The following is a 22,439-nucleotide window of genomic DNA, read 5'->3' as shown; positions in this document are numbered from 1 at the left end:
GACCTGAGATGAACGCCAATCTGGCTGCTGTTCTGTATCTCGTGGCGGGGGTGCTGTTCATCCTGTCGCTGCGCGGCCTGTCGAGCCCGGCATCGTCGCGCCAGGGCAATTTCTTCGGCATGATCGGCATGGCGATCGCGGTCGCCACCACGCTGGCGAGCCATCCGCCGGCCGACGGCATCGCCTGGCTCCTGGTGATCGTCGCGATCGCGATCGGCGGCAGCATCGGCGCCGTGATCGCGCGCCGGGTGCCGATGACCTCGATGCCCGAGCTCGTCGCCGCGTTCCACTCGCTGGTCGGCATGGCCGCGGTGCTGGTCGCCGCCGGCGCGTTCTACGCCCCCGAGGCGTTCGATATCGGCACGCCCGGCAACATCCATCCGCAGAGCCTGGTCGAGATGTCGCTCGGCGTTGCGATCGGCGCCTTGACCTTCACCGGCTCGGTGATCGCGTTCCTGAAGCTGTCGGCGCGGATGAGCGGCGCGCCGATCATCCTGCCGTTCCGCCACGTCATCAACATCGTGCTCGCCCTGGCGCTGGTGTTCTTCATCGTCGGCCTGGTGATGAGTGGCAGCGCGCTCGACTTCTGGCTGATCACCATCATCGCGCTGGCGCTCGGCGTCTTGATGATCATCCCGATCGGCGGCGCCGACATGCCGGTCGTGATCTCGATGCTGAACTCGTACTCCGGCTGGGCCGCGGCCGGCATCGGCTTCACGCTCGGCAACTCGGCGCTGATCATCACCGGCGCGCTGGTCGGCTCGTCGGGCGCGATCCTGTCCTACATCATGTGCCACGCGATGAACCGCTCGTTCATCTCGGTGATCCTCGGCGGCTTCGGCGGCGAGACCGCGGCGGCCGGCGGCGGCTCGGGCGAGCAGAAGCCCGCCAAGCTCGGCTCGGCGGATGATGCGGCCTTCATCATGAAGAACGCCTCCAAGGTCATCATCGTGCCCGGCTACGGCATGGCGGTGGCGCAGGCCCAGCACGCGCTGCGCGAGATGGGGGATATCCTGAAGAAGGAAGGCGTCGAGGTGAAGTACGCCATTCACCCGGTGGCCGGCCGCATGCCCGGCCACATGAACGTGCTGCTGGCCGAAGCCAACGTGCCCTATGACGAGGTGTTCGAGCTCGAGGACATCAACTCGGAGTTCGCCCAGGCCGACATCGCGTTCGTGATCGGCGCCAACGACGTCACCAACCCGGCGGCGGAAGAGGACAAGACCTCGCCGATCTACGGCATGCCGGTGCTGCAGGTCTGGAAGGCCGGCACCGTGATGTTCATCAAGCGCTCGCTGGCCTCGGGCTATGCCGGCATCGACAACCCGCTGTTCTACCGCGACAACACCATGATGCTGCTCGGCAACGCCAAGAAGGTCACCGAGAACATCGTCAAGGCGATGTAGGGCGGGCGGCGTATGGCGCCAGCCTGTGCCAGGGCCTTGCGATTGGCTAAGCTGGAAGCAGACGGCCTATGAAGCGCCGGATCCGATCGGGCTCCGCGGCGACAGCGTGCGGCCCAGAATGAGTTCGAGGGAAGGCCATGCCTCACCGGATGACGAGCAAATCCACATGAGCTAGGCTTGGGGCACCGGCATTCGATGCTCGCTGCGTTGCGGCTGACCCGCAGCCGCTGTCTCACCAAACTTGTTCGTCTCGACCGCGGAGCCGCCGTCATTGAAGTGAATAACCGGCATGCCGACGGAAATCGACGCGGCCACATCGATCCGCAAGGCGTCCTGATTGCTGTGCATCGTTGTCGTCGTCCTTATCAAGAGCGAGCGAACCGGGGAGTAGTCTATCGTCCTATACATCGTACTAAGTGACGAACGGCGGACAAGTTCAAAGTTTCGACGTCCTATGCCTAAGATCGCAGCGTCTTCCGGCGGCCGGGTGGCATGTGGGAACATGTGAAAACGGCGGCCCGCTTCGGCAATGAAGCGGACCGCCATGGATTTGTGCAAGGGAAGTGCTGGTCGACTAGGGCCGCTCGAGCATCCCGCCGCCGAACAGCGTCGGGACGTAACGTGGTGCCTCGATCGCAGCCAGGAAGCGATGTTTTGTCGCGACCGGATCGAGTGAGATCGGCGGCCGCACGACTTCGATGTCGGGCTCTGTCGCCAGAACCAGGACTCCGACGCCATCGCGCCTTTCGGCCGCGGCGATGCCGGCGGCGAGTGCGCTCGGCGCATTTAGGTTCTCGGCGTGCTTGATTCCCGAGGCCCGCGCCAGTTGTGCCAGATCGAGCGTCGCGTTGGTCAAGGCTTGGCCACCCGAAGCTGCGTGAACGCCGTTCTGGATCAGGAGGATGGTGAGATTTGACGGGTTCATGGCGCCAATCGTGACGAGCGCGCCCATGTGCATGAGCAGGGCGCCATCGCCTTCGACAGCAATGACCGGACGGTCCGGTTGAGCGAGCGCCAGGCCCAGCGCCAGCGGGAGTGTCAGTCCCATGGCGTCTTCGAAGTAGAAGTTCTCTGGCGCGTGATGCACCGATGCCCACAAATACGAAGCATTGCCGAGCGACGTCACGACGAGCGCGCGGGACGGCAGACTGCCGGCAAGCGCTCTGTAGTATTCCGCCCGGGTCGGTCGTGCATTGGTCACCACTGGATATCCTCCCGACCCATGAGCAGGGCAAACGGACATGAGGCTTCTTCCGCATAGGTTGCGGCATGTTCGACCTGGGGACCGATCGGGCGGTATCGGTCGGTGCAGGCATGGGCGAGGCCGATGCCGCGGAAGACCAGCTCCGTCGCTCGGCCCTTCGGCACATGATAGAAGACCGGATCATCCGGCGTGCCGCGGTAGGACACCAGCATCAGAAGCGGAAATTGATAACGCTGCGCGAGCGACACCATGCCCGCACCCATGCTGAGCACACCGGCATTCTGCACAAGCAGGGCGGTGCGGACGCCACCCAGCCGGCTTCCACAAGCGATTGCAAGCGCCTCTTCTTCATGCGTTGCGCGCACCAGCGTCATGCCCGGCTCCTGGTCGATGCGAATGAGGATTTCGCCCAGCCAGCTGTCGGGGACAGAGACGACGGTGCCGAAACCTAGACGCTTGAGCGTATTGAGAACGGCAGACGGCCGATGGGCCTCTAAAGCTTCCGTCGATGTCGTCATCGACTGCCTCCGTGATTTCAACCAACGTGGTGCGCAGGCTAATCGCAAAAGGTACTATTGTCGATAAGACAAACCTATTGCGGGTCGATGAGGTGCCTGATAAAAGGTACTATTAAGCAGATGATAATTTTAATTTCATGACCGAGGATTGCAGCTGGAGCCGGGCGCTGCATTCCCTCGCTGGAGGGAGACTGCAGCTATGCTTCGCCGTTGGTCCGTGTTGATCGCTGTTCTGATTGCATTGCCGGCTCATGCACAAGACAAGCTCGTTGTCAGTATCTGGGGCGGCAGCTGGCGCGATCTGGTGGCCGAGACGGTGGCCAGGAAATTCACCGCCGAAACCGGCGTCCCGGTTGAATTCATCACCGGCGGCACCATCGATCGACTGAACAAGGAAAAGCTCGCCAAGGGAAATCCCGAAAGCGACGTGACGTTCACGACGTCGCATGTCGGGTGGCTCTATGCCAATGACGGGTTGTTCGAGACGATCGATACCACGAAGATCCCCAACGCGAAGAACCTCGCGGACGAGGCGCGGATCAGTCCCTACCACCTCGGCGCCTGGGCCTATGTCTACACGATCGGCTACCGGCCCGATCTGATCAAGGATACCAAGTTCGAGAGCTGGAATGATCTCTGGAAACCGGAGTTGAAGGACAGGCTTGCCGCTCCGGATTTCGACCCCGGCCACATCATTGCGGTCGCCGCCATTCTTGCCGGCGCCGACCCGGCGCATTGGGAAAAAGGCGAGGAGAAGCTCAAGGCGCTCAAGCCGAACTTCAAGGCGTTCTACACCAATGACGCCAACAGCCAGCAACTGCTCGCGAGCGGCGAGACGCCGGTGCAGATCGTGCTTTCGATGAACGCCTACTACATGATCGGGCAGGGCATTCCGATCACGCTCGCGATGCCGAAAGAGGGCGCGGTGCTGGGAATCGACACCGTCGCGGTCATGAAGGGGTCAAAGAAGGTCGATCTCGCATACAAGTTCATCAACGCGCTCTACGACCCCGAAATTCAGGCCGAGATCTCGAAGCAGAAGAAGGGAAGTCCGGCAGTCCTCAACGCGAAGATCGATCCTGAAATCGCCAAGCTTCCGGGCGTCTTCACGTCGGCGGAGCAATGGAAGCAGCAGATCAACATCGACGCCAAGCTGCGCGCCAACAAGACGGCGGAATGGCGCAAATGGTTTGCTGAAAACATCATGAACTGATCCGTTGCCAGATCGGTCCCGCATCATGAATCAGCAGCCATTTCTGCGCATCTTCACGGCGCCGGCGACGCTCTGTGCGATCGGGTTCCTCGCGGCGATGGTTGCGGTTCTGCAATACAGCCTCAGGGCATATGTGCCGGGATCGCTCGACCCCGGCGGATTTACGCTGGGGAATTTCGCCGACCTTCTCAAACCGCTCTACGCGCGCGTGTTTCTCGATACCGTCGTCTTGTGCGCGATGACCGCGGTCGTAACGTTGATCGTCGGATATCCGCTGGCCTATGCGCTTGTGCGCGTCGAACAGCCGATCCTCCGCTCCACTCTCCTCGTGATTGTCGTGACGCCGCTGTTTCTGGGCGAGGTCGTTCGCACCTATGCGTGGATCATCGTCCTTGGCAACAATGGTTTCATCAATTCCTTGCTGCTGTCGCTCGGCGTCATCGGCAAGCCGCTGCAGCTGATGTTCACGCCATTCGGCGTTGTGGTTGCTCTCGTGCACGTCACGCTGCCGGTCATGGTCATCATGCTGGCCGCCGGATTGTCTCATATCGACCGCGACTATTCCCGGGCGGCTGAAAGCCTGGGAGCCGGTCCCATTCGGGTGTTCCTGACCGTGACGTTGCCGTTGTCCTTGCCCGGCGTGGTCGCCGGCACCACGACGGCGTTCGCCTGGACGTTCTCGGCATTCGCCACGCCGCAACTCATCGGCGGCGGCCGCGTCAATATGATCTCCAATCTGGTCTACCAGCTTGGATTTTCAAGCTTCAACTTTCCCTTCGCCGCGACATTGTGCGTGGCTGGGCTGGCCTTGACGGCCCTCGTGCTTGGACTGCTTCAGCTTGCCTCCCGACCGCTTCAGAAGATCGAGGTGCATTGATGATTCCGCGCTCGACCTATCAGAGAGTGGTCGGCTGGGTGGGATTGTTGACGGTGCTCGTCATCATCGCTTTTCTTGTGCTGCCGGCGGCGGTCGTGACGATCGCCGCGTTCAACGACAAGCCTATCCTGTCGTTTCCGCCGCAGACCTGGTCGTGGCGATGGTTCGGTCGGGCCCTCGCCTACGGGGATTTTCGACAAGGGTTCTTCAACGGCCTGATCGTCACGGCCTGGAGCTCGACGATCGCGCTGTGCGCTGGCGGCATGTTCGCGTTTGTCATCGACCGGTACAAGTTTCCGCTCAAGTCCGCCATCGAGGGAATCCTCATTTCGCCCTTGGTAATTCCGCACTTCACGGTAGGGCTCGGCTTTCTCATCCTCGCGGCGCAAGTCGGCCTGAGCCGCGGTTTTGCGGTCGTCGTGATCTGCCACGTTATCCTCGTGCTGCCGTTCGTGCTGCGCAGCGTGTATGTCTCGCTGAGGAATCTCGATCAGAGTTATGAACACGCTGCTGCGAGCCTCGGCGCCGGGCCGCTTCGCGTGCTGACCACCGTCACCCTGCCGCTGCTGCTGCCCGGGCTCGTCAGCGGCTGGCTGTTCGCGGCGATCCTCTCGTTCAACGAGTTCACGGCCTCGCTGTTCGTGACCTCGCAGCGTACCCAAACGCTTCCTGTCGCGATGTACAATTACGTGCGCGAGTTCGCTGATCCCTCGATGGCGGCACTGTCGGTCATGTATATTGTCGGCACCGCCGCCTTGATCGCCTTTGCCAATGCGTTCCTGGGCCTCGGCAAGGTCCTCAATATCGAGCAGTCTCACTAGGGAGCACGGATTTTGCAGCCGTCTGCGAATGTTGAAGGGGAACAAACGGCGGTCCATTTCGACGCCGTGACCAAGCGATTTGACGATGTCGTGGCCCTGAGCGCCGTTACGCTCGGCGTTGGCCGCAGCGAGTTCGTGACGCTGCTTGGTCCATCTGGATGCGGTAAGACCACGCTGCTCAAGCTGGCCGCGGGCTTTCTGGGGCCGGACGGCGGTTCGATCTCGATCGAAGGCAAGTGCGTGAATGACATTCCAACCTACCAGCGCGGCATCGGCATGATGTTTCAGAACTACGCGCTGTTTCCGCATATGAGTGTGGCGGAAAACGTCGCCTATGGTCTGAAGACGCGGCGGGTCCCCAGGGTTGAGCGGGACAAGCGCGTCGCCGATGCGCTGGCGCTGGTCAAGCTGAAGGGCATGGAGAACCGCAGGCCCCGGCAATTGTCCGGCGGCCAGCAGCAGCGCGTTGCGCTCGCGCGCGCACTCGTCATCAACCCGACCGTCTTGCTGCTCGATGAGCCGTTCTCGGCGCTGGACAAGAGCCTGCGGACCTCGATGCAGGTGGAGCTGCGGGAAATTCAGCGCAACCTTGGTCTGACCACGATCTTTGTGACGCACGACCAAGGCGAGGCCTTGAGCATGTCCGATCGTGTGGCTGTCATGTCCGAGGGCCGGATCAGGCAACTTGGAAGCCCTGTCGACGTCTATCGCAGCCCGGCGGACCCATTCGTGGCCGGCTTTGTCGGCGACAACAACAGGCTGCGTGGCCAGCTTGTGAGCATGCAGGCCAAGCAAGCGACCGTCGCGCTTGGCGATGCCCTGGTGAACGTGTCGGGCGAGAGCCTGTCCGGGCTCGAGAAGTCCGCGGCGGTTGACCTGTTCGTCCGCCCCGAGCAGTTCAGTGTTGTGGCGCCCGAGGAGCCGTGCGCCATCAAGGGCAGCGTTGTTGCTCAGATCTACCAGGGCGGCCACGTCGATCTTCAGATCGAGTGCGCCGGGGAGCGGCTGCTGGTGCGATCCCCGGGCGAGCAGGCCGTTCTGCGCTGGCCAATGGGGGCGCCTGTCGGCATCGCCATTCAGGCAGATCGGTGCTCGGCATTTCCGGCAGCCTGATCGCAATCGTCTTTCGCAGCGGTGCGCGGGTGAAGGAATCGAGCTTGCGGTATATTGTGGGGCTTGGTTTAGCGGTGTCGACCTCGTTGTTTCCCGCGGCGTCGTTGGCGCCGCCGTCACCTGGCATCTGTTCGTGCAGCCGTGGAGAGAATTCTTGAGTGAGCCCCAATCGATCACCGCAGCCGAGGCGATCAGCACGTACATCGAGGCCAAGGACCGAAACCTGCCTCAGCTCATGGAGCGTGCGTTCGTGCAGGATTGTGAACTCCAGATGCAGCTCCTGACCGACGCAATCTCTTTTCCAAGCTCCGCTCATGGATTGGAGAGCGTGACCGACGTTCTCGTGCGAAACTTTGGATCGCAGTATGAGAATGTGCGCACCTTCTGCCTCTCGCGCCCCGAGTCCAATCGCCTTCTAGGGTTTCAATGCGACTGGCTGGTGGGGATGTCAAACAAGTCCGATGGCGACGTACGCGTCGGTTGCGGTGAGTACACCTGGGATTTTGATGCCGCCGGGGACGGTCGCGTCAAGCGGCTGCTCATCAAGATTGAGTTCATGTGTGTGCTGCCGGCTAGCTATCAGGCGTCTGTCCTGCAATGGCTTTCGGCTATCCCCTATCCCTGGTCGTCATGCCATGAGGCGCGCGCAGGTTTACCTTCGATCGACGCCTTGATGCCGATTGCTCAATTTCTTCGGCGGCAGGCGCGCAACTGACTTCGGCGGTTGAGCGCTGGACGGCGGTCGAGCGATCTCAGCCTTCGACGGCGAAGGCACGCCTGACGCAGCCCGAGAGACGTCGCTCGCCACCTGCATACAGGCCGTCATGGGCGATGGCGGACGATGGTGTTTGCCACCGTCCGCCTGCGTCGTCAGCCGATCGCGTCGACGTCGGTGAGGAATACGGTCGGCGCCACCAATGCCTGCCCGCGTGTGATGCCGAACTCGGCGGCCTGCTTCACCGAGTTGGTCATGTCGGCGCCGGCGTTGGCCAGCGCGATCACCTTGGCGCCGGACGCCTCCGCCTGCAGCAGCACCGAACTGAAGTCGGCGGTGTTGAGCGGGTGGCGCACCTCGCCGATCACCTTGCCGCCGCCGTTCTCGACCGCGCGGCGCATGTCGGCGGCGAAGGCGTGGCCGAACGAATAGTCCACCGCAATCAGGAACCAGCTGTCGAGCTTCTGCGCGGTGAGCGCCCGCGCGAGACCGTAGCCGTTGGTATAGCTCGTGTAGACCCACTGGAACGAGGTCCGGGCGCAGGCCTTGCCGGTGAAGTCGGAGGAGGCCGACGCGTTCAGCACGATCTTGCTGCGTTCCTTGGCGAGAGCGGTCACCGCGAAACCCACGCCCGAATTGGAAATGTCGGCAACGGCATCGACTTTCTCCGTGTCAAACCAGCGCCGCACGATGCCAAGTCCGATGTCCGGCTTGTTCTGGTGATCGGCCGAGACGATCTCGACCGGCACACCACCGATCGCGTTGCCGAATTCCTCCGCCGCCATCTTCGCCGCGATGACCGAGCCTTCGCCGCCGAGGTCGGCATAGGCGCCGGAGCGGTCGTTGAGGACCCCGATGCGGATCACATTGTCGGACATCGCGGCGTGCGCGAGCGGGACGTGCAGCAGCGTCGCCGTCATTGCCGCGCATAGCTTTCTGAGAGTGGTTGTCATGGTCGGGTGCTCCTCCGGAGGTCGTGTTGTTTGCTGTTTGGCTTTGTTGCGTGATACGCAATTTGCTCGTGCATCGATGCGGAGAACCCCCGGCATTTCCCGCAGTTTCAACATCGGACACAATGAAAATTGCTTGTAGGGCAATTTATATTGACAAGGAAGCAAATTCAGGAGAGGGTCGAAGCAATGAAAACGCAGGCCGAGACGCTGGCGAGGCTTGGAGCACGCATTCGCTCGCTGCGGGAGGAGCGTGGCATGAAGCTGAAGGATCTGGCCGACACCACCGGGCTGTCCGACGCCTTCGTGTCGCGCCTCGAGCGCGGGCAGGTGTCGAGCTCCGTTGCCAATCTGATCCAGATCGCGCAGGCGCTCGACATTGGCGTCAGCGAATTGTTCGCCGCGCCGCAGGACCAGTCGCGCAGCCACGTCACGCTGCATCGCCATGGCGACGATGGTGAAGACCAGAGCATCCCGAGTACCGGCTATCGCTGGCGATTGTTCGCGGGCGGCATGCCGAATGATGATCTGGAGGTGTTTCACCTCTCGTTCCCGCGCAAGAACCGGATGGACCTGATGGTGTCGCACCCGGGGCAGGAATACTGCTACGTGATCAGCGGGCGTATCCGCTTCCACGTCGGCGCTGAAGTATTCGATCTCGCGCCCGGCGAAGGCATTTTCCTCAATTCCGAGCTGCCGCACCGCGCCGACAACATCAGCGAGGACGAAGCGCGCATCCTGATGGTGGTCGCGAAGTCGCCGCAGAAGGCCGAGCATTTCGACTGGTGGCGCGTGCCGAGCGCCGCCGCCCCGCCTCGATCACCCAAGAGCAAGCCCCAAGGAGACTGATCCATGCAGACCGCAACCGCGACCGGCAGGCACCTGCCGTATGAGGCGAAGCACATCGACGATGTGGAGTGGGCGGCGATCCGCTGGCCTGGCGAGACCGGCAAGATGCTGTTCCACCCGCGGCCCGAGCGGCCGACCGAGCCGAACGCGGGCATCCTGCGGCTGGAGCCGGGCGCGCATCATCCGATCCACAATCACGAGTTCGCGCAGGTCTGGTACATCCTCAGCGGTGAATTCAGGATCGACGACAGTCTCTACACGCCGGGCACGATGATCTTTCATCCGGACCCGCATTTCGAAGGCAAGTTCGAGACCGCGACCGGCGGCGATATCCTGATCGTGCAATATCCCGGTCCGACCACCGGCCGGCGGGCGATCTATGCGGGGCGCTTCAACATGGAGAAGCGTCGCGACATCGCCGAAGAACGCACCCGATCTCTGATCGGTCGACGCAACGGACGGCAAGCCATGGCGCTGATCACCTATCTCACCACCATTCGCTTCGGCTTCGGCGAGGCGGACGCGCTCGGCGACGAGATCGCAGCGCTCGGTATCCGTCGACCGATGCTCGTCACCGACCGCGGCATTGTCGCGGCCGGCCTGGCGGAGCGCGTGACCGGCACACTTGGTACTGCGCCGGTGGTGTTCGACGCGACGCCGCCCCGACCGAGCGTGCGACGCTGCAGGCGCTCGCACGCTATCGCGAGGCCGGATGCGACGGCCTCGTCGCGCTCGGCGGCGGCTCGCCGATCGATCTCGCCAAGGCGGTGGCGCTGCTTGCCACCCATGAAGGCCCGCTGGCGCAATATGCCGCGATCGATGGCGGTGTCGCGCGGATCACCGCCGCCGTCGCGCCGGTGATCGCGATTCCGACCACCGCCGGCACCGGTAGCGAGGTTGGTCGCGCGGCTCTCATCACGCTCGAGGACGGCCGCAAGGTCGGCCTGATCAGTCCGCATCTCATCCCGGCGCGGGCGATCTGCGATCCGCTGCTGACGCTCGGCCTGCCGCCGGCATTGACGGCCGCAACCGGCATGGACGCACTGTCGCATTGCGTCGAGACCTTTCTCTCGCCGCGCTTCAATCCGCCGGCGGATGCGATCGCACTCGATGGCGCGGCGCGCATCGTCGGCCATCTCAAGCAGGCGGTGACGGCGGGCGATGACCGCGACGCCCGCGCCGAAGTGATGATGGGCGCGCTGCAGGGCGGCCTGTGCTTCCAGAAAGGCCTCGGCGCGGTGCACGGGTTGTCGCACCCGCTTGGCAGCCTGGCATCGCCGAGCCTGCATCACGGCACGCTCAATGCGGTGCTGATGCCTGCGGTGATGCGCTACAATGGTCCGGCGATCGCGGGCAAGCTGCCGCGGCTGAGGCTGGCGCTCGGTCTGCCCGAAGCTGCCGACATCGCCGCGTTCTTCGCTGCTCTCAATGCCGAGCTCAATCTGCCGCGCGGCCTGCGCGCCATGGGTGTACCGGCCTCGGTGCTGGACGACATGGCGGAGAAAGCGGCGAGGGATCATTCCACCGCCACCAATCCGCGTCCTGTGGATGCCGACGGCTATCGCGCCATTTTCCAGGCGGCCTGGGAGTGAGTGGACCGCAGCGAGATGATGCCGCGAGCGCGATGCCGGACGGCTCGATCGACGCGGCGTGCATGGGTCCCGGAGCCAGGGCTTTGATCGAATGGTGGGCCCGGCAGGACTCGAACCTGCAACCAGACCGTTATGAGCGGCCGGCTCTAACCATTGAGCTACAGGCCCCGCCGCCTTGCGGGCCGCGGGGCGCGGCCGGCAACGGTGCGGGCTCCGTTTACAGGGTGCGTGGCGTTTCGGCAATGCCGCCGCGAGGCCCCAGCGCCGCCGCACCATCGGCCGCTCAATCCACCGAGACGCCGGCGAACTCCACCACCTTGCGCCATTTCTCGGTCTCGTCGGCGACCAGTTTGCCGAATTCGGCCGGGGTCATCGGCTTCGGGATGCCGCCGACCTCGGCGAGGCGCGCCACTAGCTTGGGGTCCTTGAGGGCCTCGCCGACCGCCGTGTTGAGAGTATCGATGACTTCCGGCGGCGTGCCCTTCGGCGCCGATATGCCGTAGAAGCCGACTGCCTCGAAGCCCGGCACGGTCTCGGCGATCGCCGGCACGTCGGGCACGCCCGGCCAGCGCTGCGGCGAAGTCACGCCGAGCGCTCGGACGCTGCCGCCGCGCGACTGCTCGAGCGCCGACGGCAGGTTATCGAAGATCAGCTGCACCTTGTTGGAGATGATGTCGGGGAAGGCGATCGCGGATCCCCGATACGGCACGTGCTGCATGTCGCATTTGGTCATCGCCTTGAACAGTTCGGCCGACATGTGCACCGAGGTGCCGTTGCCGGACGAGGCGTAGGCGATCTTGCCCGGATTGGCCTTGCAGTAGTCGATGAACTCCTGAACCGTCTTTACCGGCATCGCGTTCGCGACCACCAGCATGTTGGTGAGCTGCATGATGCTGGCGACCGGGGTGGTGTCGAGCAGGAAATCGTAGGGCAGCTTCTTGTAGAGCGAGGTCGAGATCGCGTTGTTGGGCGCGACGAACAGCAGCGTATAGCCCTCCGCCGGCGAGTTGATCGCGGCGGCGGCGGCGATGTTGCCGCCGGAGCCGGCGCGGTTCTCGACCACGAATTGCTGGCCGAGATGATCCGACAGCCACTGGCTCATGATGCGCGCCACGATGTCGACCGGGCCGCCGGCGGCAAACCCGATCAGCCAGCGCACCGGACGGTTCGGATAGTCGGATGCGGCGGAGGGGGCAACCAAGGCAAGGCAACAGATCAAACCAAGCAGCGCGGCACGTGCGAACCGGAACATCGTCTCTCCCGTCATTTTCTTGTGACTGTTGCCGTCATGGTTTCACAAAACGCTGGCTTTGCCTACGACCCCGCCCGTGCGACGATAGTCGCGCTCATGTGCAATGCTTGAGGCTCGGGATGAAATTCGCTGTTATGATTTGCGCCGGCGCGCTGCTGCTCGCGGGCGGCGCGGCGGCGCAAGAGGGGAGCAAGACCATTTCCAAAACCACGATCAGTTTCGCCACGGCGACGCCGGGCGGCGGTTTTCCGCTCTATGGCAATGCCTTCGCCGAGGTGATGAACGCGGCCGATGCGACGCTGTCGATCGAGCCGCGCAACACCAAGGGCTCCAACGAGAACATCCCGCTGCTCGAGGCCGGCAGCGTCGATATCGCAACCGTTGCGGGCGAGCCGTCCTATGAGGCCTTCATGGGCATCGGCCGGCCGAAGGCCACCAGGCTGAAGATCCTCACCGCGATGTATTCGAGCCCGGGCATGTTCGTGGTGCGTGCCGACAGCCCCTACAAGACGATCCAGGACCTGGTCGGCCAGCCCGTCGCGTTCGGCGCCAAGGGCTCCGGCCTGCCGATCCTGTCGCGCTACATCCTCGACGGCATCGGGTTGAAGCAGGACGAGGACTTCAAGTCGATCTATCTCGATCGCGCCGGCGATGGGCCTGCGATGGTCGAGGACGGCCGCGCCGCGGCGCTGTGGGGCGCCGGCATCGGCTGGCCCGGTTTCAGCAAGATGGCCGAGAGCACGACCGGCGCTCGCTTCATCGCGCCGACCGCGGACGAGATGGCACGCATCCGCGCCAAGCACACGTTCCTGAAGCCGCTGACGATCCCGGCCGGCAGCTATCCGAAGCAGAGCGAGGCGATTTCCTCGGTCGGCTCCTGGAGCTACATCCTGGTGCGCGAGACGTTGCCCGACGATGTCGCCTACCGGCTGGCGAAGACGCTGCACGGCGTCGAGGCGACGTTCTGCAAGAAGCTCGCCCAGGCTTGCGAGACCACGGCAGCGAACACCGTCGCTGCCGCGCCGGACATCAATCTGATCCACCCCGGCGTGCTCAGATATTTCCGCGAGATCGGGGTGACGAAGTGATCTTTGCGGAGACGTTATCGCGTCTCCGCAAAGGTCATTCCGGGATGGTCCGAAGGACCAGACCTCAGATGCACAATTGTGCATCGGGGAATCTCGAGATTCCGGGTTCGCGCGTTGCGCGCCCCGGAATGACTGCTTGCGCAGTCACTTCTTGATGAGCGGACACGCCGGGTCCGGCGGGCCGAACGCGTCCTCGCCCGAGATCTTGGCCAGGATCTTGTAGTAGTCCCACGGATACTTTGACTCGGCCGGGGTCTTGACCTGCACCAGCCAGAGATCGTGCACCATCAGATTGTCCTCGCGCAGTTTGCCGTTGCGGGCGAAGAAATCCTCGACCGGCTTCTCGCGCATCTTGGCCGCGACCTTGAGCGGATCGTCGGTGCCGCTGTCCTTGATCGCGTTCAGATAGGCGGTCACCGAGGAGTAGACGCCGGCCTGCCACATCGTCGGCATCCGGTTCATCTTGGCGAAATAGCGCTTCGACCATTCCCGGGTCTTGTCGTCCATGTCCCAGTAGAACGACGTGGTCAGCAACAGGCCCTGCGCGGCCGACAGCCCGATCGAGTGGACGTCGGTGATCAAGGCCAGCAGCGCCGCCATCTGCTGGCCGCCGGCGAAGACGCCGAACTCGGCGGCGGTCTTGATCTCGTTGGTGTTGTTCGGCGGTCCGCCGGCAATGCCGATGATCTTGGCCTTCGAGGCCTGGGCCTGCAGGATGAAGGACGACAGATCGGGCGTCGCGAACGGCGGCCGCACCGCGCCGAGCACCTTGCCGCCGTTCTTGGTCACGATCGCGGAGGCGTCCTTCTCCAGCGAGTGGCCGAAGGCATAGTCGTCGGTAATGAAGAACCAGCTGTCGCCGCCGCGCTTCACCACTTCCTGGGCGGTGCCGACCGCGAGCGCGCGGGTGTCGAACACCCACTGCATCGCATAGGGCGAGCAGAACTTGCCATGGAAGTCGGTCGCGCCGGTCGAATGCGTGATGAACAGCTTCTTCTTCTCGTTGGCGATGTTCTGCACCGCGAGCCCGACCGCCGAGACCGGCACGTCGACGATCAGATCGACCTGATCGATGTCATACCAGCGCCGCGCGATGGTCGCGCCGATGTCAGGCTTGAGCTGATGATCGCCGACGATCACCGAGATCGGCTTGCCGAGCACCTTGCCGCCGAAATCGTCGACCGCCATCTGCGCGGCGGTGACCGAGCCCTGTCCGGTCGGCGTCGAGGCCGGGCCGTTCATGTCGGTCAGCACGCCGATCTTGACGATGTCGTCGGATACCTGTGCCGATACGGCCGAGGAGGCCAGCAGCGCGGCTGCGAGCGTCCCGAACATGGCTAGTCTGGTGGCGATCATTCTGTCTCCCTCCTGAATTGGCGCATTGGCCATTATGGTTGTGCCGGGCCTTCTGGAACCCGGTCATATTGGTTTCTTTTGCAACTACTTTGGGGTCCGCGTCAACGCGCCATCGGTCTAATGGCGATGCCCCGGCACGGCGCAAGCCGGTTTCTTTCGGGGCCGATTCAGTCCATAGCGGGCCATGATCACCGCCCAGCGCCTTCCGGCTTCGCTCACCCCGCTCGATGCGGCGCTGGCCGCCGTGTTGCGCGACCTCGCGCCGGTCCAGCCGATCGAGCTGCCGCCGGCCGATGCGTTGCATTGCATTGCGGCCGAGATGCCGGCCTTGCGCGCCTATCCGCCGCACGATGTCGCCGTCAGCGATGGCTGGGCGATGCGCGCCAATGATTTGGTCGGCGCGTCGTCCTATGCGCCGCTGCCGCTGGCCGCACTGCCGGTCTGGGTCGCGGCCGGCGCAGCGATGCCCGACGGCACCGACTGTGTGGTCGATGCCGATGCCGTCGACACCTCCGGTCCGCTTCCGCAGGTGCTCGCCGAAGCCATCCCGGGGCAGGGCGTCCGGCGTGCCGGCAGCGACATTGCGGCTGGGCGTGCCGTGATGCCGGCGGGAGAACCGCTGCTGCCGCGCGACCTGCTGTTCGCGCGCGCGGCCGGACTGGAGCTGTTGCGCGTACGGCGGCCTCGGCTTCGCATCGTCAACATCTGCAATGGCCAGCTGACCGCGCCACTGATCGCCGACACCGCGCGCCTCGCGGGCGCTGAGATCGTCTATGCCGAGGCGGCGCCCGATGTGGGGGCGATTGCAAACGCGCTCGAGGCAGATGGTTGCGACCTGTTCATCACGATCGGCGGCACCGGCGTTGGTCACACCGATGCGGCGGTGAATGCGCTGGCGACGCGTGGAGCGTTGGTCGCGCACGGCATTGCCCTGCAGCCCGGGCGCACCACGGCGGTCGGCCGGATCGATGCAACGCCGTTCGTCGCCTTGCCGGGCGCGCCGGATCAGGCTTTCGCAGCCTGGTGGGCGATTGCGCTTCCGGTGCTCGATCGCCTTTCGGGCCGGCGCCCGCGCAAATCGCTTGCCCTGCCGCTGGAACGCAAGATCGCCTCCGGCGTCGGCATCGCCGAGGTCGTGCTGCTGACGCGTCGGCAGGATTCTCGGCAGAGTTCTCAACAGGGTTTTTGGGCGGTGCTTGCGATCGGGGACCTGTCGCTCGATGCCATCGCGCGCGCCGAAGCCCTTCTGATCGTGCCTGGCGCCGCCGAGGGTTTCGCTGCGGGCACGGTTGTCGATGCCTATATGTTGCGGGAGTGAGTTCCCGAGATGACCAACACGTTCACGCCGAAACCCAACCCTTCCGTCGAGCAGGACCAGTTCCTGACCATCCTGTCGCGCGAGGAGGCGATCGCGCGCTTCGAGGCGGCGCTGTTCCCGCGCCGCTTGCCGTCCGAGACGCAACGGCTCGCCGACGCCCTCGGCCGTGCGCTGGCGGAGGACGTGGTGGCGCCGATCGACGTGCCGCCGTTCGATCGCTCCAATGTCGACGGCTTTGCGGTGCGCTCCGCCGATCTTGCGTCCGCCGGCGAAGCCACGCCGGTGCAACTCGCGCTGAACGACGAGATCATTTCGTGCGGCACCGCGCCGACCCGGCCGGTGCTGCCGGGCACCGCGACCGCGATTGCGACCGGCGGTCCGGTACCGCGCGGCGCGGATGCGATCGTGATGGTCGAGCACACCCAACCCGCGGGCAATGGCGCCATCGAGGTCCGCCGCGCGGCGTCGCCCGGGCAGTTCGTGTCCTATGCCGGCTCCGACATCGCGCGCGGCGAGGCGCTGTTGCGCGCGGGAACGATGATCGGGTCGCGCGAGATCGGCATGCTCGCGGCCTGTGGCATTGCCGACGTTCAGGTGGTGCGCCGGCCGCGCGTTGCGATCCTCTCCACTGGCGATGAACTGGTGCAGCCGGGGGAGACGCTGCGGCCGGCCGCGATCTACGACACCAATGGCGCGATCGTCACCGCGGCGATTGCCGAGAATGGCGGTGATGCGGCGTTCCTCGGCGCGATCGCGGACAACGAGGCGATGCTCGAAGCTGCGATGCGCAAGGCGCTGGCGGACAGCGACATGCTGGTGCTGTCGGGCGGCACCTCCAAGGGCGCAGGCGACGTCTCGCACCGGATCATCACAAGGCTCGGCAAGCCCGGCATCATCGCGCATGGCGTGGCGCTGAAGCCAGGCAAGCCGCTGTGCCTTGCGGTCTGCGACGGCAAGCCCGTGGTCATCCTGCCGGGCTTTCCGACCTCGGCGATGTTCACCTTCCACGACATGATCGTGCCGGTGCTGCGGCGGATGGCCGGCCTGCCGCCGCGGTCGGATGCCAGGGTGGCGGCGAAGGTGCCGGTGCGGATCGCCTCCGAGCTCGGGCGTACCGAGTTCGTGATGGTGTCGCTGGTCGAAGGCGCCGACGGCCTGATCGCCTATCCCAGCGGCAAGGGCTCGGGCGCGATCACCTCGTTCACCCAGGCCGACGGCTTCCTGAAGATCGAGGCGCTTGCCGACCAGCTGCCGGCCGGCAGCGAGGCCGAGGTGACGCTGTTCACGCCGCATGTGCGGGTGCCCGATCTCGTCATCGTCGGCAGCCACTGCACCGGGCTCGATCTCGTCACCGCGCCGCTGGCGCATGCCGGCCTTGTGGTGCGTTCGATCGCGGTCGGCAGTCTCGGCGGGCTCGCCGCCGCCAGGCGTGGCGAATGCGATCTCGCTCCGATCCACCTGTTCGACGACAAGACCGAGACCTACAACACGCCGTATCTGTCCGACGGCCTCGAGCTCGTGCCCGGCTGGCGGCGCATGCAGGGCATCGTGTTCCGCAAGGACGACACGCGCTTTGCCGGCCTGAGCGCAGAAGAGGCGGTGCGCGCCGCGCTCGCCGATCCCGCCTGCATCATGGTCAACCGCAACCAGGGCGCCGGCACCCGCATCCTGATCGACCGCCTGCTGGCAGGCAGCCGGCCCGACGGCTACTGGAATCAGCCGCGCTCGCACAATGCGGTCGCGGCCGCGGTGGCGCAGCATCGCGCCGACTGGGGCATGACCATCGCGCCGGTCGCGCGCGCGTCCGGGCTCGGTTTCATTCCGCTCGCCGAAGAGCATTACGACTTCGCGCTGGTGACGGCGCGCAAGCAGCGGCCGGCGGTACAGGCCTTTCTCGACGCGCTGGCGTCGGACGAGGGCCGCGCCGCGTTGACGGCGGCGGGGTTCAGGCCGGCGTAGCGGCGATCCGCGCCAGCTCCACCGCTATCGTCCCTGCGAAAGCAGGGACCCATAACCACAGGGTTGTGTTGTTGAAGAGGGCTGTGGCCCCAGCGTCGCGCAACGACTTCCATTTGTGGTTATGGGTCCCGGGTCAAGCCCGGGACGACACTGAATTTGTTGCACGGCCCGTGAGTCAAACATTCGCATTCTCGCGACATGATCTGCCCGAGCTTTGCTCTTCGTTCCGCCCTCTCTTGAAGAGGGCGCAGGGAAAGCCGGGTGCCGATCGCACCCATGGGCCCCGTGCAAAAGGTAGAAAGCACGGGGGTAGGACCACAGGTGTAACCGGAAACAACCCGGCTTTCCCTGCGCGATGGGTTACGGCTTACTTCGTGCTCTCCCCGGCGAGACTGGGCTTGCTTGTCACCGCCTTCGCAACACGCGTTGCATCTTGCGAGAGGACACCTGCCGCTAGGGCGTCAGGACCACACGACTTCACCGTCCGCATCACATGCTTTCGTCTTCAGCATGATCAGCGTCCACCGCATCTCACCGCAACACCCGTGACGATGCGCAGCGCCCCTCGATCGGGTGAGACGGGCAATTCATACACTGAGTTTTTTTCTGATAAAGCGAAATATTTTTGCGCGCGAGGATTGACAGGTTTTTGCTGAGTTGCCCGTCGGGTTGTTTTGCCGCAGGTCTCGGTGCGACAGCGGATCCGGCTCAGTGCCGCATGGCCGTCTCGACGAACTCCAGCACGGAGCGCGGGACCTCGTCGTATTCGACGAAACGGCGCCGAAGCTCGTCGGCAATATCGGTCGTGACGTCGCGCGACCATCCTTCGCTGGTATTGAAGGCCACGATGCGGACCGGATGGCTGTAATGGTCATCCAGCAGGCGGCGGATCAGCGTTTTCCGGTCGGTGCCTTCTTCATCGGTTTCGCACCAGGCGCGGCCAAGCCGGCCAAAATCGTTCAGCACCAGATAGGTGTCGTGGTCGATTTGGTGCGGCACGATCGAAGGCGAGCGAGGCATGGCTGGTGCTCCGGCACCGCACATTATCGTGTTCCGGTCGCCCCGTGCATTGGAAACTTCGAGGTATATCCGCTGGATAGTCGGATGGCGCCTGATGTGAGACGAAGGTGCAATGGTTCTTTTGGAGCAAAGCGTGCGGTCGTTGGTTATCTTCCGTCACCGACATGAGCCCTGTCGAAGGCGTCGGTCACTGAGCTACCAATGGGGCTCCCACCCGCTCAGGGAGCGGTGCGATGTTAAGAAGGCTTCGCTTTAGGAACACAACGTTGGAAGAGGTGCTGTCGGTCGAGACGCAGCGCCCGCGAAAGCGGTTCCGGGTGCGTGACCAGCCCCCGAGAGAGAGCCGACCGGTAAGGCTTGCCAAGCCGGGGCGACCTGTCGGTCACGGACCGACTGATCCTGCAGGGTAACGAGCCCACGCGGGGTGAGCCCGAGCCGGGCGGCGGCCCGTGAACTGGTTCGGGGATATCGCGACTGTGGCCTGATCGCGTTCGCGCTGCTGTGGGCGCATCTGCTCCAGGAGCTTCCGAGGGCGATCCTCCAGGTTGCCCGATCACTCACGCAGCTTGCGGTCCAGGAAGCCGACATAGGAGTTATCCGGATCCAGCTTGACGGCCAGGCGAAGCGCGGCACGGGCGGCGGACTTGTCGCCCTCAGCCGTGGCTTGGTGCTCATCCAGAATCGCATTGGCCACCCTGCGCGCGGTGTCGAGACGGGCTTCCTCGATCGAGCGGTCGGCAAGATGGGCTTCCACCGGCTCGCGCAGGCGCTTCAATTCGTCCACGCTGATCGAACTCAGCGGATACCAGTTATAATATTCGAGGCGCGGCCGATCGTCCGTGAGGCTCGGCACATTCCCGACAAAGGCCGCGAGCTTTTCATCGGCGGCGATGAATGTCGCCAGGAAATCCTCGGGCGAGCGCAGGCCGTTTGCTGTCAAGTCTTCAGCCACCCCCGGCTTCGACATGCGCGTGGCGAGCACGCGAGGATCGATTTTCAGCGGTTCATCGGAGGCGATGGCCACGCCTTCCATTCTGGACGGCAACCACAGGGAGACGTGCTTGAACTGGCCCATCATCGCCTTGAGGATCATCTTCGGAAGAATGCCGCGGTTGAAATCCAGCGGCACCCATTGCGCGAGAACGGCGCCGGGGCGCATCTTCTGCTTTGCCAGCGCATAGAATTCCTCTGTGTAGAGGTTGATGACGCCGGCATCATGGGGCGGCGGGGGCTCGAGGGTGATGACGTCGAATGTCTCGTTTGTTCCCAGCAGGAAGTGGCGCCCGTCCGCGACGATCTGATGGACCTTGGGATTTTGATAGAACTGCTTGTTGATCGGCACGAAGCGGGGCGCAACCTCGAAAACCGTCGAGGCCAGATCGACCGCGTCGATGGATTGTAGTTCCTGATGGGTGCTGACCGCACCCACCGTGGTGCCGGTCCCGATGCAAATCACGACCGCCGTTTCAACCGGGCCCGGGTGCAGCAGAATGGGATAGTGCCCCATCGCGGCCATGTAGCGTCGGCCCTCGGGACGGTTGTTGGCATAGCTCTTCGAATTCACCACCAATTGCTGATAGGTGCCCGCCGCCTTCTCGCGATACTCGACCACCGCAAATGTTGCTTGTTTGGTCTCGCGCAACTCGAGGACATTGCCGCCTTCGATCGCGGTCAGGACCCGTTCCAGATAGTGCGGGGTGAAGAGCAGGAGCGCTGCGGCGATGATGCTGGCGGCGACTGCCCCTTGCCGCCACAGGCTCCTCTCCCTCAGAAGACCCGGTTGCGATACGGTCGTCGCGACGAAGAGCAGGACGTTCAGAACAATCAGTGCGGTGAGCGCGCCCTGGCTGCCCAGATAGGGGATCAGAAGAAACCCGGCCGCCAGGGAGCCCAGCACGCCGCCGATCGTGTTCAACGCGTAAAGCGTGCCGATCCGGCGGCCCAGCGCGCTCATCTGCATCACCGTCAGTTCGCTGGCCAGCGGAAAGCTGACGCCGATCAGCGTGGTCGGCAGCAACAGGGCAACGGCACAGATCAGGAAGAATGAAACGTCACCTCCCATGAGCTCCTGCGCCGGGACTGGAACCAGGCCCGATACGATGGGAGACAGCACGGCTTCCACGGTGCGCGCCTTGCCGAGAATTCCGACGGTCAGCGTGGCCGCAACCGCGATGAGCAGCTGTGTTACGGCGAAGTATCGCAGCAGTTGATCCTTGCGGGGTGCGAGCAGCCTCGCGCAGATCAGGGCGCCGATCACCAGGCCCAGCAGGTAAACGCCGAGCATGCCGGAGAAGGCGTAAACGCTCGAGGTGCTGACATTGGTCAGGAAGCGGAACCAGACGACTTCATAGGCGATGGACACGAATCCGGAGCACGCGAAGATCGCGATGAGGATGGACGTCCCGCGATGCCCCGGCCCGGCGGTTTGCGCCGGCGCTTCCGCCGTGACCGGCGACAGCGGGCTTGCGCCGCGCGCGAGGAGCAGGGCGACGCCGCCGACGCAGACATACAGGCCTGCTGCGACCAGGCTCGATCCGGTGATCCCCCAGAGGCCCATCAGAACAAAGCCGACAGCCAGGGTGCCGATCGCGGCGCCCAGGGTGTTGAACCCGTAGAGCAGGCCGATGCGATTGGCGAGGTCGGTTTGCGTGCGGGTCAGGAATTTCACGAGGAAGGGCAGGGTTGCGCCCATCAGCATCGTCGGCAGCGACAGGATGGCGAGCGACAGCGCGACCATGAGCGGCAACCGGAATGGGGACTCCAGGTCCAGCATGGGCGACAGCCAGCCCACCCATGTCGACCAGTGCGACAAGAACGCGGTCACCGCCAGGGAAACGACCGCGAGCGCAAGTTCGAGAAAGCCGTAGATTTTCAGGGGGCGGCTGACGGTGTCGGCGATCCGGCCCCCGAAAGCGCTGCCCAGGGAGAGACCGAAGAAGAAGCTCGCCACCGTCACGCTTACGGAGACGGTCGCGCTTCCCAGCACGAATTGCAGTTGCTTGAACCAGAGGACCTGGAGGATCAGGGATGCCGCGCCCGATGCCAGGAAGATCGCGGTGACCAGAACCCTGTTCTTCAGGCTTATGGCGTCTCGAACACCATCACGATTGGGCACTGGACAGGCCTCCCATTGATCGGGAGAACTGGTACGGCAAATGCCGTTAATATTGCCCTTATGGGGCGGCCAG

19 protein-coding genes, 1 tRNA gene and 1 pseudogene are annotated in these 22,439 nt (G+C 64.3%); 12 read left to right on the top strand and 9 right to left on the bottom strand.

Annotation, left to right across the window (positions count from 1 at the left end; all coding sequences use genetic code 11):
• The first annotated feature begins 8 nt into the window (after positions 1-8).
• Complete coding sequence (locus tag AC066Y_RS21015; protein WP_478275536.1) at positions 9-1,406, top strand: NAD(P)(+) transhydrogenase (Re/Si-specific) subunit beta; 1,398 nt, start codon at positions 9-11, stop codon at positions 1,404-1,406.
• A 171-nt stretch (positions 1,407-1,577) separates the two neighbouring features.
• On the opposite strand, the gene AC066Y_RS21010 is transcribed toward AC066Y_RS21015, so the two are convergent.
• From AC066Y_RS21010 to AC066Y_RS21000, 3 genes are all read right to left on the bottom strand, one after another.
• Positions 1,578-1,754, bottom strand: a complete 177-nt coding sequence (locus tag AC066Y_RS21010; protein WP_478275535.1) for a hypothetical protein — start codon at positions 1,752-1,754, stop codon at positions 1,578-1,580.
• A gap of 226 nt (positions 1,755-1,980) precedes the next feature.
• Complete coding sequence (locus AC066Y_RS21005; protein ID WP_478275534.1) at positions 1,981-2,610, bottom strand: thiamine pyrophosphate-dependent enzyme; 630 nt, start codon at positions 2,608-2,610, stop codon at positions 1,981-1,983.
• The gene (locus tag AC066Y_RS21000; RefSeq protein WP_478275533.1) at positions 2,604-3,128 is read right to left on the bottom strand and encodes a thiamine pyrophosphate-binding protein; all 525 of its coding nucleotides are present in this window, start codon (positions 3,126-3,128) and stop codon (positions 2,604-2,606) included. The genes AC066Y_RS21005 and AC066Y_RS21000 overlap by 7 nt, the downstream gene beginning before the upstream one ends.
• 199 nt (positions 3,129-3,327) lie before the next feature.
• Here AC066Y_RS21000 and AC066Y_RS20995 point away from each other — a divergent pair, with 199 nt between their 5' ends.
• The 5 genes from AC066Y_RS20995 to AC066Y_RS20975 all read left to right on the top strand — a co-directional run bounded on the left by AC066Y_RS20995 (position 3,328) and on the right by AC066Y_RS20975 (position 7,867).
• Positions 3,328-4,341, top strand: coding sequence for an ABC transporter substrate-binding protein (locus AC066Y_RS20995; protein WP_478275532.1), 1,014 nt, complete (start codon positions 3,328-3,330; stop codon positions 4,339-4,341).
• Positions 4,342-4,366: 25 nt separating this feature from the next.
• Complete coding sequence (locus tag AC066Y_RS20990) at positions 4,367-5,218, top strand: ABC transporter permease (protein WP_478275531.1); 852 nt, start codon at positions 4,367-4,369, stop codon at positions 5,216-5,218.
• A complete protein-coding gene (locus AC066Y_RS20985; RefSeq protein WP_478275530.1) occupies positions 5,218-6,039 on the top strand; it encodes an ABC transporter permease in 822 nt (273 codons plus the stop codon). Before AC066Y_RS20990 ends, AC066Y_RS20985 begins: the two co-directional genes overlap by 1 nt.
• Before the next feature lie 12 nt (positions 6,040-6,051).
• Positions 6,052-7,152: an ABC transporter ATP-binding protein gene (locus AC066Y_RS20980; protein WP_478275529.1), complete on the top strand. Its 1,101-nt coding sequence runs from the start codon at positions 6,052-6,054 to the stop codon at positions 7,150-7,152.
• Between the two features lie 154 nt (positions 7,153-7,306).
• A complete protein-coding gene (locus AC066Y_RS20975; RefSeq protein ID WP_478275528.1) occupies positions 7,307-7,867 on the top strand; it encodes a hypothetical protein in 561 nt (186 codons plus the stop codon).
• A gap of 155 nt (positions 7,868-8,022) precedes the next feature.
• On the opposite strand, the gene AC066Y_RS20970 is transcribed toward AC066Y_RS20975, so the two are convergent.
• On the bottom strand, positions 8,023-8,820 hold the full coding sequence (locus AC066Y_RS20970) for an ABC transporter substrate-binding protein (protein WP_478275527.1): 798 nt from the start codon (positions 8,818-8,820) through the stop codon (positions 8,023-8,025).
• Between the two features lie 186 nt (positions 8,821-9,006).
• Between AC066Y_RS20970 and AC066Y_RS20965 the strand changes: the two genes are divergently transcribed.
• The 3 genes and pseudogenes from AC066Y_RS20965 to AC066Y_RS20955 all read left to right on the top strand — a co-directional run bounded on the left by AC066Y_RS20965 (position 9,007) and on the right by AC066Y_RS20955 (position 11,258).
• Positions 9,007-9,666 (top strand): helix-turn-helix domain-containing protein, encoded by a 660-nt coding sequence (locus AC066Y_RS20965; RefSeq protein ID WP_478275526.1) that lies wholly within the window; start codon positions 9,007-9,009, stop codon positions 9,664-9,666.
• 3 nt (positions 9,667-9,669) lie between these two features.
• Positions 9,670-10,595, top strand: a pseudogene (locus AC066Y_RS20960) (iron-containing alcohol dehydrogenase); the annotation flags it as partial.
• 105 nt (positions 10,596-10,700) lie between these two features.
• Positions 10,701-11,258, top strand: a complete 558-nt coding sequence (locus AC066Y_RS20955) for a dehydroquinate synthase/iron-containing alcohol dehydrogenase family protein (protein WP_478275629.1) — start codon at positions 10,701-10,703, stop codon at positions 11,256-11,258.
• 92 nt (positions 11,259-11,350) lie between these two features.
• Here AC066Y_RS20955 and AC066Y_RS20950 read toward each other — a convergent pair.
• Positions 11,351-11,426 (bottom strand) — tRNA-Ile (locus AC066Y_RS20950).
• A 115-nt stretch (positions 11,427-11,541) separates the two neighbouring features.
• On the bottom strand, positions 11,542-12,510 hold the full coding sequence (locus AC066Y_RS20945; protein ID WP_478275525.1) for a Bug family tripartite tricarboxylate transporter substrate binding protein: 969 nt from the start codon (positions 12,508-12,510) through the stop codon (positions 11,542-11,544).
• Between the two features lie 119 nt (positions 12,511-12,629).
• On the opposite strand from AC066Y_RS20945, the gene AC066Y_RS20940 reads away from it, so the two are divergent.
• Entirely contained in the window at positions 12,630-13,598 is a 969-nt protein-coding gene (locus AC066Y_RS20940; protein ID WP_478275524.1) for a TAXI family TRAP transporter solute-binding subunit, read from the top strand.
• Positions 13,599-13,742: 144 nt separating this feature from the next.
• Here AC066Y_RS20940 and AC066Y_RS20935 read toward each other — a convergent pair whose 3' ends face one another.
• On the bottom strand, positions 13,743-14,954 hold the full coding sequence (locus AC066Y_RS20935; protein ID WP_478275523.1) for an ABC transporter substrate-binding protein: 1,212 nt from the start codon (positions 14,952-14,954) through the stop codon (positions 13,743-13,745).
• Positions 14,955-15,138: 184 nt separating this feature from the next.
• On the opposite strand from AC066Y_RS20935, the gene AC066Y_RS20930 reads away from it, so the two are divergent.
• Together AC066Y_RS20930 and AC066Y_RS20925 are read left to right on the top strand one after the other, a co-directional pair.
• Positions 15,139-16,272: a molybdopterin-binding protein gene (locus tag AC066Y_RS20930; protein ID WP_478275522.1), complete on the top strand. Its 1,134-nt coding sequence runs from the start codon at positions 15,139-15,141 to the stop codon at positions 16,270-16,272.
• A 9-nt stretch (positions 16,273-16,281) separates the two neighbouring features.
• Positions 16,282-18,231 (top strand): molybdopterin biosynthesis protein, encoded by a 1,950-nt coding sequence (locus AC066Y_RS20925; protein WP_478275521.1) that lies wholly within the window; start codon positions 16,282-16,284, stop codon positions 18,229-18,231.
• Positions 18,232-18,939: 708 nt separating this feature from the next.
• Here the strand turns inward: AC066Y_RS20925 and AC066Y_RS20920 are convergent.
• Together AC066Y_RS20920 and AC066Y_RS20915 are read right to left on the bottom strand one after the other, a co-directional pair.
• On the bottom strand, positions 18,940-19,275 hold the full coding sequence (locus AC066Y_RS20920) for a hypothetical protein (protein WP_478275520.1): 336 nt from the start codon (positions 19,273-19,275) through the stop codon (positions 18,940-18,942).
• A 529-nt stretch (positions 19,276-19,804) separates the two neighbouring features.
• Positions 19,805-22,366: a fused MFS/spermidine synthase gene (locus AC066Y_RS20915; RefSeq protein ID WP_478275519.1), complete on the bottom strand. Its 2,562-nt coding sequence runs from the start codon at positions 22,364-22,366 to the stop codon at positions 19,805-19,807.
• Between the last annotated feature and the right edge of the window lie 73 nt (positions 22,367-22,439).

Source organism: Bradyrhizobium sp. USDA3010 (genome assembly GCF_056429065.1).
The sequence above is the reverse complement of the archived record's forward strand: the minus strand, read 5'-3'. Positions and strand labels throughout refer to the sequence as shown.